We start from the raw sequence: 14,376 nt of genomic DNA, 5'->3' as shown, positions 1-14,376 counted from the left end.
CCATGGCAACCCAGGAGACCCTCGTCCTCGTCAAGCCCGACGGCGTCGCCCGCAACCTCACCGGTGAGATCCTTCGCCGCATCGAGGCGAAGGGCTATTCCCTCGTCGATGTGAAGCTCGTCGAGGCCGACCGCGGGCTACTCGCCGCCCACTACGCCGAGCACGAGGGCAAGCCGTTCTACGAACCCCTCGTCGAGTTCATGGAGAGCGGCCCGATTGTCGCCCTCCGCATCGCCGGCGACCGCGTCATCGAAGGCTTCCGCGCCCTCGCCGGAACCACCGACCCCACCACGGCGGCGCCGGGCACGATCCGCGGCGACCTGGGACGCGACTGGGGTCTCAAGGTTCAGCAGAACCTCGTGCACGGGTCCGACTCCGAGGAATCCGCCGCTCGCGAACTCGCTCTCTGGTTCGCCTGAGTATTCTGATCGGCCTGAGCGTAGCTGGCCTGCGGCGCTCAGGTCTCCCGAGGCGATCCGCTTACCGTGACGGTGTCCGTCACAGGTAGGCGAGCACGTCCAGCCGCACCTGCGCCAGGACGGCGATGAGCAGGTAGCAGAGCAGCGTGAGGAACGGGGTCCAGCCGTAGGCCGCCCGCGCGACGCGGCGGACCGCCGACGGAACCGGGTACACGCCCTCGCGGAGATTGCGCAGCGTCACGAGCCAGAAGCCGGGAATGACGACTGCCCACGTGAGCATGCACCAGGGGCACAGCGTTCCGAGAGCGTAGATGCTCGTCGCGACGAGCCAGCCGACGAAGACCAGCGCCAGGACGAAGCCGGCGTTGAACACTGCCCAAAACCACCGGTCAAAACGAGCGCCCGCGAGAAGACCTGCTCCCACAACGATGGGCGCGATCCATGCGGCGAGCCCGATCAGTGGATTCGGGAAACCGAAGATCGCGCCCTGTGCGGAGTTCAGATTCGCGCTGCACTGCACGAGGAGGCTGAAGTCGCAGCCGAGGCTCGCGTCGGGGTTCTCAAGGGCAGCGAACTTGTCATTCGTCAGGGCGAACGCGGCGGTCCAGCCGATGATCCCGAGCACGATCAGCAGGACGGCGAAAACGACGGGACGCTGCTGGGTGGGGGTGCCGGGCACCCCGGGATTGCTGGACACCGGGGGATTATGGCATGCGCCGGATCAACGCCTCTGGGAATGCGTGCGATAATCGGAGCCGTCGGTCCGGGAGACTCCGCACCGACGCGAAGAAGGTTTACCGGGCGAGTACCGGGCCACAGGAGATCGATAGCGTTCCGCGAATGGACGTGCCCGGTCTCCGCTCCACCGAGAGACGACCGCTGGTCGCACGACGGTGGAGTACGTGTCGGATAGTCAGTTCCGAGAGTGAAGCTGCACCCGGAGTCTGCGCCACGTGAGCGATGGGACCGGGGGAGCGGAAGGATTCGCGACGGGCCGAGGCCCCTCGCACGAGAGAAGCATCCGGGGAAACGGCGCGGCGAACGACCCGGCCGAGGAGTGCACCAGGAATGGTGGAAGACAACAGTACGAGCGGATCCGATCAGGACCGCGACGAGCCCCGCAGCGGGGCCAGAAAGATCAGCCGCCTCTTCGGTGCCCGCCGGACGACCCGGCGGGCCGAGTCGAGCGCGCCAGCGACAGGGGAGACGATCATCGACAGCAACGAGACCGACCAGACCGGCAATGACGGCACCGGGCAGGCGGAGGCTTCTGCCGACGTGTCGACGCAGACACAGGATGAGTCGACGCAGACACGTGGTGTGTCCACGCAGGAGTCGGACGTGTCCACAGCGGCGTCCGACCCGTCGACGCCGACCGGTACCGCGTTCGCTCCTGCGCTGCCACCGGCGGCCGCTGAGCAGGAGGAGCCGCGCCGGCCCGCCCTGCCCTCCACGTCGCTCCTGTTCCAGGCCCCTGTCCTGCCCGACTACGTCGAGCTGACCCCGCTGCCTCCGCGAGGAGCCCCCCTCGGTGTCCGCGACGAGCGGGAGGAGCGGGACGCCCCTGCGGACGAGCAGGGCTCGGTCCGACGCCGCTCGCGACGCCGGAGCGGCGAGAGCGATCGAGCCGGATCGGACGACCCTGAGCAGACCGTCGTCCGGGTCCGCCAACCGCGCGCACCCCGCGAGGCGCGCGAACCCGAGCTGATTACCGAGCCGCAGCGCATCAAGGGCTCGACTCGGCTCGAGGCCAAGAAACAGCGCCGTCGCGACGGCCGCGACGCGGGCCGCCGCCGGACTGTCGTCACCGAGTCTGAGTTCCTCGCTCGCCGCGAGGCCGTCGCCCGCGTGATGGTCGTGCGTTCGAGGCAGGACAGCATCCGCATCGGTGTGCTCGAGGACGGCGTGCTCGCTGAGCACTACGTCGCCCGCTCCCAGGAGGCGTCGCTCATCGGCAACGTCTACCTCGGTCGCGTGCAGAATGTTCTGCCGAGCATGGAGGCCGCCTTCGTCGACATCGGGCGCGGCCGCAACGCCGTGCTCTACTCCGGCGAGGTCGACTGGGACGCCGCGAACAACGCCGGCGGCCCCCGCCGGATCGAACTCGCACTCAAGCCCGGCGATCGTGTCCTCGTGCAGGTCACGAAAGACCCGGTCGGTCACAAGGGTGCCCGTCTGACCAGCCAGATCTCGCTGCCCGGCCGCTACCTCGTGTACGTGCCCAACGGATCGATGAACGGCATCTCGCGCAAGCTTCCCGATACCGAGCGCGCGCGCCTGAAGAAGATCCTCAAGGAAGTGCTGCCCGAGAACGTCGGTGTCATCGTCCGCACGGCTGCCGAGGGCGCCACCGAGGAGCAGCTCACGGTGGACGTCGAGCGCCTCACCGCGCAGTGGACCGCGCTGAGCGAGAAGGCCGCGACGGGCCAGGCGCCGGCGCTTCTCCACAGCGAGCCTGACCTCCTCATCAAGATCGTGCGCGACGTCTTCAACGAGGACTTCGAAAAGATGGTGATCGCCGGCGACGATGCCCGCGAGACGATCGAGCTCTACCTCAGCCAGGTCGCTCCCGATCTGCTCGAGCGTGTCGAGATCTACACCGGCGAGCAGGACGCCTTCGACGAGTTCCGCATCACGGAGCAGATCGAGAAGGCTCTGGAGCGCAAAGTGTGGCTGCCCAGCGGCGGCTCGCTCGTGATCGACCGCACGGAGGCCATGACCGTCGTCGATGTGAACACCGGCAAGTTCGTCGGCTCGGGCGGCAACCTCGAAGAGACGGTCACGAAGAACAATCTCGAGGCGGCGGAGGAGATCGTCCGCCAGCTGCGGCTGCGTGACATCGGCGGCATCATCGTCGTCGACTTCATCGACATGGTGCTCGAGTCCAACCGCGACCTCGTCCTGCGGCGCCTGGTCGAGTGCCTGAGCCGCGACCGCACCAAGCACCAGGTGGCCGAGGTCACCTCGCTCGGACTCGTGCAGATGACCCGCAAGAAGCTCGGGCTCGGTCTGCTCGAGACGTTCAGTGAGAACTGCGAGGTGTGCGCCGGCCGCGGTGTCATCGTGCACCACGATCCGGTGCTGAAGCACCGCTCGACCGCCGCGCCGCAGCAGGAGCAGCGCCGCCGCGGCAGGGGCGGCGATCAGCAGTCCGCCTCCGGTCGCTCGAATGGGACGTCCACGGCTGCCGCGAAGCCGGTGAGTACGCACGCCATCACTGACGACGCCAAGAACGCCCTCGCGCAGATCGCCGCAAGCACCATCCAACCGCCGGCGATGCGCCAGGCGGCGGAGGACGTGGCCGCGCTGGTCGAGGACGCCACCGGAACCGAGCCGATCGCAGCCCCAGAGGAGGCGGTAGAGGAGCCACCCGCCGAGCCGGCGCCCCGTGGGGACCGTCCCGTTCGGGGTGAGCGTCGCCGCCGCAGCCGTGACCGCGAGCCTCGCCAGGAGAGCGCAGAGGCGCCCGACGAGCAGGTCGCCGAGCTTGCCGCGGCGGCACTCCTCGACATCCCGATCCCGCCGGCTCCTGTGACGCCACCGCGTCGGGTTCGCAGCGACGTGGCCGAGCACCTGCTCGACTCCGTGCTCGATGCGCTGCCCGCGCCCAAACAGCCGGGCCAGGGTCGGGCCAGGAGCCGCCGCGTCACCACCGCCGCGCTCACCGGCGTCGCCGTCATCCCCGAGCAGACCCCGCGGCGCGCCGACCAGCAGTAGCTGCCGGGGAAGCGCTTAGGAGGGCCCGGTGGCCGGCGAGAGTCGGCACCGGGCCTCCTCACGGTCGCGCCCCCTGACCCGCAAGCCGCTGTCTCGGAGCCGCTCGACCAGCTCCCGCATGCTGACGTGCGTCGCGCCGGCGGCGATCAGCTCCGCGATCCGCTCCTCCGGCACGTCATAGTGGTCGAGGTCGAAGCCGCGCTCCGGTACTCCGGCGCGTCGAGCGAACGCGTGCAGCTCCTCCAGCGAGACGTCGCTCACGAGGTGCGCCCAGAGCGCGCCGTGAGCCGGCCAGCGTGCTGTGTCGACGAGGATGGCCACGCCTTGATCGTAGGCGGCGCGTCGCCGCCACGCCCGCCCGCAGCTCCGCTAGCGTGACCAGGTCGTCGGTCGGAGGACGCAGCCCCAGGGGTGCGTGCGTTTGACCGCGGAGTGCGGAACCCGTACTCTTGACCGTTGGTGTGGCGCGATCCATGTGCTCACGCAGATTTCCGTTGTCGCTCCGCCCCTCCGGGGGTGCCGGCCGCGGTGCCGGTTCCCTCTTCATCGTGAGGAGACGGGTACGAACCGGAAGACCGGGGCAGAGCCCCGTCCCTACAAGCCCCGGATGGCGCCTCCGCTCCGTCCAGACGAGAAACAGGTACGAGAAGTGGTTTACGCAGTTGTGCGCGCCGGCGGTCGGCAGGAGAAGGTCGAGGTCGGCACCATCGTGACGATGGACCGTGTCAAGGCCGACGAGAACGGCACCGTGCAGCTTCCTGCCGTGCTGCTCGTCGATGGTGAATCGATTACCTCGGATGCGGCGACCCTCGCGGGCGTCACCGTCACCGCCGAGGTGCTCGAGGACCTGCGCGGTCCGAAGATCATCATCCAGAAGTTCAAGAACAAGACCGGTTACAAGAAGCGCCAGGGGCACCGTCAGGACCTCACGCGCGTCAAGGTCACTGGAATCAAGTAGTCCTGCACAGTAATTGAGCTGACCCGTGAGGCGAGCCATCGCACGCGGGCATCAGCATGGGGCTGCGGCCCCCCGGTCTCGAGGAGATGAGAAATGGCACACAAGAAGGGCGCGAGTTCCACTCGCAACGGTCGCGACTCGAACGCGCAGCGTCTCGGCGTCAAGCGCTTCGGCGGCCAGGTCGTGAGCGCGGGCGAGATCATCGTCCGCCAGCGCGGAACCCACTTCCACCCGGGCGCGAACGTTGGCCGCGGTGGCGACGACACGCTGTTCGCCCTCTCGGCGGGCGCTGTCGAGTTCGGTCAGAAGGGCGGCCGCAAGGTCGTCAACATCGTGGCGGCCGCCCAGTAGGGTCGACCTCCTCGGCCGCACAGGCACAGGATGCAAGGGGCGGGCTTCGGCTCGCCCCTTGCGCGTTTTCCGGAGCTTCGGCTCCCCGTAGCGTTGGCATCTCGACGCCGCACACCTCTTCATCGGACGGATACACACCCATGGTCACCTTCGTCGACAACGTCACGCTGCACCTGCGTGCCGGCCACGGCGGGAACGGCTGCGTCTCCGTGCGTCGCGAGAAGTTCAAGCCCCTGGCCGGCCCGGACGGCGGCAATGGTGGTCACGGCGGAGACATCGTTCTCGTCGCCGACCCGCAGACCACGACCCTCCTCGGCTACCACCGTCACCCGCACCGCAATTCCGCGAACGGCGGACCGGGAATGGGCGACCACCGCGCCGGCGGCAACGGCGAACTGCTCGAACTCCCCGTCCCCATCGGCACGGTCGTCAAGTCGCCCGACGGCGAGGAACTGATCGACATGGACGAGCCGGGCCTGCGCTTTGTGATCGCCCCGGGCGGTCAGGGCGGGCTGGGCAACGCGTCGCTCGCCACGACGAAGCGCAAAGCCCCCGGTTTCGCACTGCTCGGGACGCCCGGGTGGGAGGGCGACGTCGTCCTCGAGCTCAAGACGGTCGCGGACGTTGCTCTGGTCGGCTTCCCCTCCGCGGGCAAGTCGAGCCTTGTCGCGGCCATCTCGGCGGCGAAGCCCAAGATCGCGGATTACCCCTTCACCACGCTCGCTCCCAACCTCGGCGTGGTCCAGGCGGGGGAGTCGCGCTTCACCGTCGCCGATGTTCCCGGCTTGATCGAGGGAGCCAGCGAGGGCAAGGGCCTGGGTCTGGAGTTCCTGCGCCACGTCGAGCGCTGTACCGCGCTGGTGCACGTGCTTGATTGCGCGACGCTCGAGCCGGGCCGCGATCCGCTGACAGATCTCGACATCATCCTCGGCGAGCTCGCCGCCTACCCCGTCGGTGACGGCCAGGTCCCGCTGATCGAGCGTCCGCAACTGGTCGCCCTCAACAAGATCGACGTGCCTGAGGCAAAGGAGCTGGCCGATTTCGTCCGGACCGACCTGGAGGGCCGCGGGTACCGCGTCTTCGAGATCTCCGCCGTCAGCCACTCCGGGCTCCGACAGCTCACCTTCGCTCTGGCCGAGATCGTGGAAAAGCACCGCCTTGAGCTCGCCGCCGTGCCCCGCGTCGAGCGGATGACGATCCGCCCGCGCGCCGTCGACGAGAAGGACTTTGATATCAAGGTCGAGGGCGGGTCCTACGGGAACGTCTACCGCGTCCTGGGCACGAAGCCCGAGCGCTGGGTCTCCCAGACCGACTTCACCAACGACGAGGCCGTGGGATTCCTCGCCGACCGCCTGGCGAAGCTGGGCGTCGAAAACGGCCTGTTCTCGGCCGGAGCCGTCGCCGGCTCCACCGTCGTCATCGGACCGGGCGACGGAGTCGTCTTCGACTGGGAGCCGACACTCACCTCGACCGCCGAGCTGATCACCGCCCCTCGGGGTACCGACATGCGGCTCGATGAGAACCAGCGCAAGACCCGCAACGAGCGCCGCGAGGACTACTTCGAGCGGATGGACGCCAAGGCACAGGCCCGCGCCGAACTCGAGCGTGAGCGCCAAGGCGGGGTCTGGCGAGTCGCGGACGAGGAGGATGGCCAGGCAGACTGACTTCTCGGCCGTCAGGGCGTCTGCCAATAGGGCGTCTGCCAATACACTGGCCGGATGCCGCACACGACCCACGACAGCAGCGTGCTGACCGAACGCTTCGCCGCGTCCCGCGCCGCCTCCCGTTCCCTCAGGAGTGCGACGACCGACCTCAAGAACCGTGCGCTGGTGGCCATCGCCGAGGCGGTGCGCACGAGCGCCGCGCGGGTGGTCCCGGCGAACGAGCTCGATCTCGAACGTGGCCGGGCGAGCGGCATGAGTGCGGGCCTGCAGGACCGCCTCCGACTGGACCCGGCCCGCCTGGGGTCTCTCGCCGACGCCGTCCTGGCTGTTGCGGGGCTGACCGATCCTGTCGGGCAGACCGTTCGCGGCTCGAACCTCCCACAGGGCGCCTCGCTGACACAGGTACGGGTGCCATTCGGCGTCGTCGGAGCGATCTACGAGGCGCGGCCGAACGTCACCATCGACATCGCGGCGCTCGCACTGAAGAGCGGCAACGCCGTGATCCTGCGCGGAGGCAGCGCCGCCGAGAACACGAACCGCGTGCTGGTGGAGCTGCTCCAGGATGCCGTCGCCTCCGTCGGGCTACCGGCTGCGCTGGTGCAGACGGTCGATGACCACGGCCGCGAGGGCGCGAAGGCACTGATGCGCGCGCGCGGCTACGTCGATGTCTTGGTGCCGAGGGGGAGTCCCGGCCTGATCGAGTCGGTCGTCACGGAGTCGACCGTGCCGGTCATCGAGACCGGCGCCGGAGTAGTCCATATCTTTCTCGATGCGAGTGCCGACGAGCAGTGGGCGGTCGACATCGTGCACAACGCCAAGGTGCAGCGGCCGAGCACCTGCAATGCCCTCGAGACGCTTCTGGTGCACCGCGACGCGGCCGAGCGCCTCCTCCCACCCGTCCTGGGCCGCCTCGCGGAGGCGGGCGTCACCGTTCACGGCGATGAACGCGTGCTCGCCCTGCACCCGGCTGCGGTCCCGGCGACGGAGGAGGACTGGTCGGCCGAGTACTACTCGCTCGACGTCGCCGTGGCCGTCGTCGATGACCTCGACGCCGCACTGGTGCACATCGACCGGTACTCGACGCACCACACCGAATCGATCGTGACGAACGACCTCGCCAGCGCCGAGCGTTTCCTCGCCGAAGTCGACTCCGCGGTGGTGATGGTCAACGCCTCCACTCGCTTCACCGACGGAGGTGAATTCGGATTCGGCGCCGAGGTCGGCATCTCGACGCAAAAGCTGCATGCGCGTGGGCCGATGGGGCTGCCCGAGCTCACGACGACGAAGTGGCTGCTGCGTGGAGCAGGGCAGATCCGAGCCTGAACGCGGGGTGGCAGGTGGGCTGATCCGTCGCCCGTGCCATCCGGGTACACTCGACGGAGCCCCGCCGGGGCGTCCACGACCTCCAAGGAGCACTGCATGTCCCTCGCGACGACCGTCCTCGCCGAAGCAGCGGCCCACGCGGAGCTTCCGTTCCCCCCGATCGTGTTCGGCCTGATTGCCGCGATCGCCTTCACCGCCCTCGGCTTTGTCACCTGGAGCTACCGCGATGTCGCCAACCGCCACTCGCACAAGACCGGCGCAGGGTCGCAGGACCAGCACGGTCACGGCCACTAGCCCGGGAGCCTCGCGATCGTGACATCCGCCCCGAGCGGAGACACTCGGCGTCCCCGTATCGGCGTGATGGGCGGCACCTTTGACCCGATCCACCACGGACACCTGGTTGCCGCCTCGGAGGTCGCGCAGTCGTTCGATCTTGACGAAGTCGTCTTCGTGCCCACCGGTCAGCCGTGGCACAAGAAGACGGTCACCTCGGCTGAGCACCGCTATTTGATGACAGTGATTGCGACGGCGTCCAACCCGACGTTCACCGTGAGCCGCGTCGATGTCGACCGCGTGGGGACGACCTACACGATCGATACTCTTCGTGACATTCACGCCGCCCGTCCCGACGCCGAACTGTTCTTCATCACCGGCGCCGACGCAGTCGCCCAAATCCTGAGCTGGAAGGACTACGACGAACTCTGGGAGCTAGCCCACTTCGTCGCGGTCAGCCGGCCTGGCCATGTTCTCAACGTTTCGGGATTGCCGGCCCAAGACGTATCCTTGTTGGAAATTCCGGCGCTAGCGATTTCCTCGACGGATTGTCGGAGCCGCGTAAACCGGGGTCATCCGGTCTGGTATCTGGTTCCCGACGGTGTCGTCCAGTACATCTCGAAGCACCACCTGTATCGGAGTACGTCATGACAGTTCAGCCCGAGGAGAAGCCGCTCACCCGGCGCGAGATCCGCGAGCGAGAAAGGCGCGAGGCCGGTGCGGCCCCCGCCGCCGCTCCGACGACATCCCGCCGGGCTGCCACCGCCTCCGCGACAACCGCCGGCGACATGCCGGTTCTCACCCCTACCCAGGCGATGCGGATCACCCCCGTCGCCCCGAGCCCCGCGAGCGAACCCGATCTGCGGACGTCGTCGCTCGACATCGTCGCGACCGAGAACGCGACCGGTCGTCCCCTCACTCGGCGGGAACTGCGGGCGCTCCTCGCGCAGCAGCAGGCCGAGAATGTCGCCGCCGCACCAGAGACCGAGCGGTCCTCCCGCTTTGGGGACGTGGAGGACGCTTTCGAGCGCACCTCCTCGGTCCCGCCGGCCGGAACCGTTGCCGTCGAACAGACCGCGGACGAGACGCGCGACGCTGAGCCCGTGTCCGGGGACGTCGAGACGGGCACCGCGCAGGAGTTGTCGGCCGGTGACCCCTCCGGTCCCACGCCGTCGGATGACCCCGCCTCCGAGACGGATGACAGCCCGGAGGAGGCCGACAAGCCCGCGGCAGAGGACGAGTCCGGGCAACCACACCTGAACACCGCGCTCTTCGCTGCCGTCGGCGGCTCCCTCGACATCGCGGACGAGAAGGCGACCGAGATCACCGGCAACTTCCACCCGCCGATCGAGCACCTCGCCATTACCGAGGAACTCGACAGCAAGTCACAAGAAGAGGTCGATGCTTCGTTTGACTCGCTCATCGCGAGCGGAGTCGCCGCTACCGGCGCCGTCACGACCACCAACGCCCTGATCCTGCCGTCGACCGGCTCGGGTGCCACCGCCAGCACGGACACGGGAGAAATCCTGGTCACCGGCTCGTTCGATCTGCCCCGCAGCCTCGGCTCGACCGGCCAGCACCCCAATCTTTACGACTCGCCGGACGTCGACCGTTACGTCGACCGCATCGACCGCGAGCAGCCCGAAGGCGAATCCGAGCCGGTCCGCGCCTCGAGCGCCGTGTCGACCCACGCCGCCGGCACGTCGATGATCGCGCCGCAGAAGCGCGCAGGCATCAGCGTGCCCGTTGTCCTGGCGATCACGGCAGCCGTCCTCCTCGTCGCCTCCATCGCGCTGTTCGTCGGTGGCTTCGTGCTCAACATCTTCTGATCTCCACCACCGACACTGAAGGCTTCATGACTGCGACCGACTCCGCCCGCGCCCTGCTTCAACTCGCGGCCACCGCCGCCGACTCCAAGGGCGGAGAGGATCTCGTCGCGCTCGACGTCTCGGGGCCGCTGCCTCTGGTCGACATCTTCCTCCTCGCCACAGGTCGCTCGGAGCGAAACGTGGTCGCCATCGCAAACGAAGTCGAGGACCGACTGCACGAGTCTGGAGCGAAGCTCTTGCGCAGGGAGGGGCGAGCCGAGGGACGCTGGATCCTGCTCGACTTCGGCGATCTCGTCGTTCACGTCTTCCACGAGGAGGACCGGATGTACTACTCCCTCGAGCGCCTGTGGAAGGACTGCCCGACAGTCCCGTTCACCCTCGACCAGCCTGTCTCGGCAGACTCCTCGGCTGCAACGAACTGACGAACACGCCCGGCGGCGGGAGTCAATTTCGCTTCACGAAGATCGTGTTGTACTTTATTCGAGTTGCTTCCGCTGGGCGGCGACAGCACCGCAACGAGAAATCGACGACAGCACCACCCGCGGGTCCGTGGCGCAGCTGGTAGCGCACCTGCATGGCATGCAGGGGGTCAGGGGTTCGAATCCCCTCGGATCCACCACAAGGTCCGCACTCCGCCGGGAGTGCGGACCTTCGTCGTTAGGCGCGGCTCGCTGGCCCTACCTGCGAACCTGGCGCTCGGAGACACTGCTCGGCCTCGTGCCGCGATGCAGCCAGCTCCTCCTGAACTGAGGCGAGAGCCAGGCCGTTCGCGTACGAAAGACCGGCCAGCCGCTCCTCATGGTCCAGGGTGAGCTCCGCAGTGGAGCGATCGTGCTCCTTGCCGCGCCACCGGTAACGACGGGTATGCCACCGTCGCGCGCCTTGGCGCGACATGCTGCACGGTGATTCGGCCACACTGACCCCCATGTCAACCCGTTCGACTCGCAACCTCGTCACGCAATTCTCGATCGTTGACGCTCTGCTGGCAGGGCTCTTCGACGGAACCGTCACGAAAAAGGAGGTGAACGCGCACGGCGACTTCGGCCTCGGCTGTGGCGAGCACATGGATGGCGAACTCGTCGTCCTGGACGGCGTGCACCGCCTGTTCCGGGGTGACGGTTCGGTCGCGGTCCTCGGCGAGGAGGACAGAATCGCCTTCGCCGAGGTCGCTCGCTTCGAGCCCGACCATGTCGTGCCCGTCGCAGGACTGGCTTCCCTCGACGCTCTCCTCGCGGCGGTCCGAGCGCTGGTCCCCAGCCCGAACGTCATCGTCGGCATGCGCCTTCGTGCCGGGGTCAAGGCTCTTGTTCTGCGCCAGTTGACCGCTCAAACGAAGCCGTACCAGGCGTTCGAGGAGGTGAAAGACGATCAGCGGGAAGTCCACGTCGAGGAGGTCGAGGGCACGCTCCTCGGCTTTATCGGTCCGCACTTCTTTCAGGGCGTCACCGCCGCTGGCCTGCACACCCACTTCGTCGACACCACCGGCGCTGTGGGAGGCCACGTGCTCGCCGCCTCCGGGATCACGGGCGAGCTCGCGGTCGAGCAGTACGGGGGCATGACGGTCCACCTGCCCGAGTCGACGGACTTTCTCGATGCGAAGCTGGACGGCGCCACAGAGGGCACTTCAGCGATCCGCGCCGTCGACACCGAGGACCCCCACTGAGCCCCCCTACCCTGGACCCATGCCCACTCTGCGCGACGTCCACGCCGTCATTGACCGACTCTGGCCCGAAGCGGCCGCCGAAGACTGGGACGCGCCAGGCCTCGTTACCGGCGACCCCGGCGCCTCTGTCGAGCGCATCCTCCTCACGATCGACGTGGTCGCCGACACCGTGGCGGAGGCCGTCGACGGCGGTTTCCACTTGCTCCTCGCGCACCATCCTCTCCTCCTGCGAGGCGTGACCTCCATTGCCGAGGATGGCTACAAGGGCCGTCTGCTGGCCGACCTGATCCGCGGTGGCTGCGCCCTGGTCTCGGCGCACACGAACGCCGACATCGTGGCTGACGGCGTCTCAGACGTGATCGCTGGCCGGCTCGGCTTGACCGGAGCGACGCCTGTCATCCCGGGTGCCGACCCGTCCGTCGGGCTCGGTCGCGTCGGCAATCTGCCGGAGGAGCTCACTCTCGGCCGCCTCGCCGCGGCCGTCGCCGAACTGTTGCCTCCGACGGCCGTGGGAGTGCGCGTTGCCGGCGATTACGAAACGCCCGTGCGGAGGGTCTCCCTCTGCGGTGGAGCAGGCGACTCCCTCCTGAGCGCCCCCGCGGTGCGCACAAGCGACGTCTACATCACGGCCGACCTGCGGCACCACCCGGCGTCGGAGGCACGTGAGAAGGCCATACACGGTACCGGTCCCGCCCTCATCGACGTCTCGCACTGGGCGAGCGAGTGGCTCTGGCTCGACGTCGCTGCCGCCGCGCTGCGGAAGGCGCTGCCGACGGTCACCGTCGAGGTGAGCGAGACGCGCACCGACCCGTGGGATTTCGCGATCGTGCACTGAGCGGTGGCCGGCACGGGAGAATAGACGCGGCACGCCCACCCTCCGTGCCGGGAACGAGGACAGTGACGTGAACGCCACCCCCGCCGACCAGCGCCAACTCCTGACTCTGGCGAGTCTGGATACGAGGGGCGCGCAGCTTCGCCATGCCCTCGCGACCCTCCCGCACATCGCGAAGATCCAGGCCATGCAGGCCCGTGACAACAACACCCGTCGCGCTCTCGCCGAGAAGGTCGGACGGCTCGAGGACGTGCGCACAGAGCTTGGTCGGATCGAGTCCGACGTCACCGTTGTCGAGAAGCGCCTCGCGCGCGACCGCGACCGCCTTCAGACCGCGTCGTCCGCAAAAGACATCGTGGCGCTGGAGGGCGAAATCACCTCCCTCGTCAAGCGCCGCGGCGATCTCGAGGACATCGAGCTCACGCTGATGGAGCGGATCGAGGGGATCGAAGGCGAGGTCGCCGCGGCGCAGGCCGAGCGCGACGATGTCGTGGCAGCACTGGCAGCCCTCGCCGAGGAGCGCGACGCCCAGGCCGAGAAGCTGCGTGACAAGCAGGACGCGCTCGCCCGCGATCGCGCGTCGCTTGTCACTACTCTTCCCGAGGACCTCGTCGAGCTCTACGAGAAGCAGCGCGCCCGCTATGGCGTCGGCGCGGCCCTCCTTCGCGGGAAGGTCTCCGAGGGTAGCGGAGTCACGCTGACGGAGTCCGACCTGTCCTGGATCCGTGCGACCGCGCCCGACGAGGTCGTCCTCTGCCCCGACAGCGGTTGCATTCTCGTGCGCGGTGAGGAGTCCACCCTCGCGTGAGCCGTACACTGGCTTGGCGAACGGGCCGGCAAGACGGTCGCGTCACCGGAGCGAGAGTTCCGGTGCCGAGGAACGTCCGGGCTCCGCAGAGCAGGGCGGTGGGTAACACCCACCCGGGGTAACCCGCGAGACAGTGCCACAGAAAACAGACCGCCGCAGACTCCGGTCCGCGGTAAGGGTGAAACGGTGGTGTAAGAGACCACCAGGGGCCGGAGCGATCCGGTCCGCTCGGTAAACCTCGCCCGGAGCAAGGTCAGACAGAGGACGATGCGGCTGCTCGTCGGGTCCTCGGGTAGACCGCTGGAGGGTCGTGGCAACGCGACTCCGAGAGAGATGGCCGTCCAGCGCCCGCCGAGAGGCGCGGCGTGAACAGAACCCGGCGTACCAGCCGACCCCTTCGCCGGGGGGGTGCCCCGCCCCGGCGGGGCACCCCCCGTCTCCACCTCCTCAGCGTGTGCTCTCGGGACGCCCTTCCTCGCGTGTCGCTGGAGATGACACGTCCACCGACGTGCCGCCCCCTTCAAGGCGATCCGTCGAAA

Annotated in this window: 15 protein-coding genes, 1 tRNA gene and 1 other RNA gene; 15 read left to right on the top strand and 2 right to left on the bottom strand. The window is 68.4% G+C overall.

Translation table 11 applies throughout. The annotated features are described in order from the left end of the window. Window positions 1-2 precede the first annotated feature (2 nt). The gene (gene ndk / locus HRF29_RS01990) at window positions 3-419 is read left to right on the top strand and encodes a nucleoside-diphosphate kinase (RefSeq protein ID WP_173243889.1); all 417 of its coding nucleotides are present in this window, start codon (window positions 3-5) and stop codon (window positions 417-419) included. Window positions 420-498: 79 nt separating this feature from the next. On the opposite strand, the gene HRF29_RS01985 is transcribed toward ndk, so the two are convergent. Beyond that, window positions 499-1,116: a vitamin K epoxide reductase family protein gene (locus HRF29_RS01985; protein ID WP_343043607.1), complete on the bottom strand. Its 618-nt coding sequence runs from the start codon at window positions 1,114-1,116 to the stop codon at window positions 499-501. Window positions 1,117-1,487: 371 nt separating this feature from the next. Between HRF29_RS01985 and HRF29_RS01980 the strand changes: the two genes are divergently transcribed. Continuing rightward, window positions 1,488-4,136, top strand: a complete 2,649-nt coding sequence (locus tag HRF29_RS01980; protein WP_173243886.1) for an Rne/Rng family ribonuclease — start codon at window positions 1,488-1,490, stop codon at window positions 4,134-4,136. A gap of 15 nt (window positions 4,137-4,151) precedes the next feature. On the opposite strand, the gene HRF29_RS01975 is transcribed toward HRF29_RS01980, so the two are convergent. Next, entirely contained in the window at window positions 4,152-4,457 is a 306-nt protein-coding gene (locus HRF29_RS01975; RefSeq protein WP_173243883.1) for a DUF4031 domain-containing protein, read from the bottom strand. Between the two features lie 328 nt (window positions 4,458-4,785). Between HRF29_RS01975 and rplU the strand changes: the two genes are divergently transcribed. The 13 genes from rplU to rnpB all read left to right on the top strand — a co-directional run bounded on the left by rplU (window position 4,786) and on the right by rnpB (window position 14,237). Continuing rightward, window positions 4,786-5,094, top strand: coding sequence for a 50S ribosomal protein L21 (gene rplU, locus HRF29_RS01970; RefSeq protein WP_104223682.1), 309 nt, complete (start codon window positions 4,786-4,788; stop codon window positions 5,092-5,094). Between the two features lie 93 nt (window positions 5,095-5,187). Continuing rightward, the gene (gene rpmA, locus HRF29_RS01965; protein WP_173243880.1) at window positions 5,188-5,445 is read left to right on the top strand and encodes a 50S ribosomal protein L27; all 258 of its coding nucleotides are present in this window, start codon (window positions 5,188-5,190) and stop codon (window positions 5,443-5,445) included. 140 nt (window positions 5,446-5,585) lie between these two features. Next, a complete protein-coding gene (gene obgE / locus HRF29_RS01960) occupies window positions 5,586-7,109 on the top strand; it encodes a GTPase ObgE (protein ID WP_173243877.1) in 1,524 nt (507 codons plus the stop codon). Window positions 7,110-7,163: 54 nt separating this feature from the next. Then, complete coding sequence (locus HRF29_RS01955; RefSeq protein WP_173243874.1) at window positions 7,164-8,432, top strand: glutamate-5-semialdehyde dehydrogenase; 1,269 nt, start codon at window positions 7,164-7,166, stop codon at window positions 8,430-8,432. Window positions 8,433-8,528: 96 nt separating this feature from the next. Further along, entirely contained in the window at window positions 8,529-8,726 is a 198-nt protein-coding gene (locus tag HRF29_RS01950; RefSeq protein WP_173243871.1) for a hypothetical protein, read from the top strand. An 18-nt stretch (window positions 8,727-8,744) separates the two neighbouring features. Continuing rightward, a complete protein-coding gene (gene nadD / locus HRF29_RS01945; RefSeq protein ID WP_343043606.1) occupies window positions 8,745-9,356 on the top strand; it encodes a nicotinate-nucleotide adenylyltransferase in 612 nt (203 codons plus the stop codon). Continuing rightward, window positions 9,353-10,534 (top strand): hypothetical protein, encoded by a 1,182-nt coding sequence (locus HRF29_RS01940; RefSeq protein ID WP_173243868.1) that lies wholly within the window; start codon window positions 9,353-9,355, stop codon window positions 10,532-10,534. The genes nadD and HRF29_RS01940 overlap by 4 nt, the downstream gene beginning before the upstream one ends. A gap of 26 nt (window positions 10,535-10,560) precedes the next feature. After that, window positions 10,561-10,956, top strand: coding sequence for a ribosome silencing factor (gene rsfS, locus HRF29_RS01935; protein WP_173243865.1), 396 nt, complete (start codon window positions 10,561-10,563; stop codon window positions 10,954-10,956). Window positions 10,957-11,077: 121 nt separating this feature from the next. Continuing rightward, window positions 11,078-11,153: transfer RNA gene (locus tag HRF29_RS01930), tRNA-Ala, on the top strand. Window positions 11,154-11,459: 306 nt separating this feature from the next. Further along, on the top strand, window positions 11,460-12,197 hold the full coding sequence (locus tag HRF29_RS01925; protein WP_173243862.1) for an acetolactate decarboxylase: 738 nt from the start codon (window positions 11,460-11,462) through the stop codon (window positions 12,195-12,197). A 19-nt stretch (window positions 12,198-12,216) separates the two neighbouring features. Beyond that, window positions 12,217-13,032 (top strand): Nif3-like dinuclear metal center hexameric protein, encoded by an 816-nt coding sequence (locus HRF29_RS01920; protein WP_173243859.1) that lies wholly within the window; start codon window positions 12,217-12,219, stop codon window positions 13,030-13,032. A gap of 67 nt (window positions 13,033-13,099) precedes the next feature. Then, window positions 13,100-13,837, top strand: coding sequence for a CT398-like coiled coil hairpin domain-containing protein (locus tag HRF29_RS01915; RefSeq protein ID WP_173243855.1), 738 nt, complete (start codon window positions 13,100-13,102; stop codon window positions 13,835-13,837). A 21-nt stretch (window positions 13,838-13,858) separates the two neighbouring features. Then, an RNA gene (rnpB, locus tag HRF29_RS01910) (RNase P RNA component class A) lies at window positions 13,859-14,237 on the top strand. Window positions 14,238-14,376: the final 139 nt, after the last annotated feature.

It is taken from the genome of Rathayibacter agropyri (assembly GCF_013249015.1).
GTDB lineage: Bacteria > Actinomycetota > Actinomycetes > Actinomycetales > Microbacteriaceae > Rathayibacter > Rathayibacter agropyri.
The sequence above is the reverse complement of the archived record's forward strand: the minus strand, read 5'-3'. Positions and strand labels throughout refer to the sequence as shown.

What these genes read in the sequence shown, in the direction of transcription:
- rsfS (WP_173243865.1), top strand. Translation starts at nt 10,561, where the DNA reads ATGACTGCGACCGACTCCGCCCGCGCCCTGCTTCAACTCGCGGCCACC.
- HRF29_RS01950 (WP_173243871.1), top strand. Translation starts at nt 8,529, where the DNA reads ATGTCCCTCGCGACGACCGTCCTCGCCGAAGCAGCGGCCCACGCGGAG.
- HRF29_RS01955 (WP_173243874.1), top strand. Translation starts at nt 7,164, where the DNA reads ATGCCGCACACGACCCACGACAGCAGCGTGCTGACCGAACGCTTCGCC.
- HRF29_RS01925 (WP_173243862.1), top strand. Translation starts at nt 11,460, where the DNA reads ATGTCAACCCGTTCGACTCGCAACCTCGTCACGCAATTCTCGATCGTT.
- ndk (WP_173243889.1), top strand. Translation starts at nt 3, where the DNA reads ATGGCAACCCAGGAGACCCTCGTCCTCGTCAAGCCCGACGGCGTCGCC.
- HRF29_RS01980 (WP_173243886.1), top strand. Translation starts at nt 1,488, where the DNA reads ATGGTGGAAGACAACAGTACGAGCGGATCCGATCAGGACCGCGACGAG.
- rpmA (WP_173243880.1), top strand. Translation starts at nt 5,188, where the DNA reads ATGGCACACAAGAAGGGCGCGAGTTCCACTCGCAACGGTCGCGACTCG.
- HRF29_RS01920 (WP_173243859.1), top strand. Translation starts at nt 12,217, where the DNA reads ATGCCCACTCTGCGCGACGTCCACGCCGTCATTGACCGACTCTGGCCC.
- HRF29_RS01940 (WP_173243868.1), top strand. Translation starts at nt 9,353, where the DNA reads ATGACAGTTCAGCCCGAGGAGAAGCCGCTCACCCGGCGCGAGATCCGC.
- obgE (WP_173243877.1), top strand. Translation starts at nt 5,586, where the DNA reads ATGGTCACCTTCGTCGACAACGTCACGCTGCACCTGCGTGCCGGCCAC.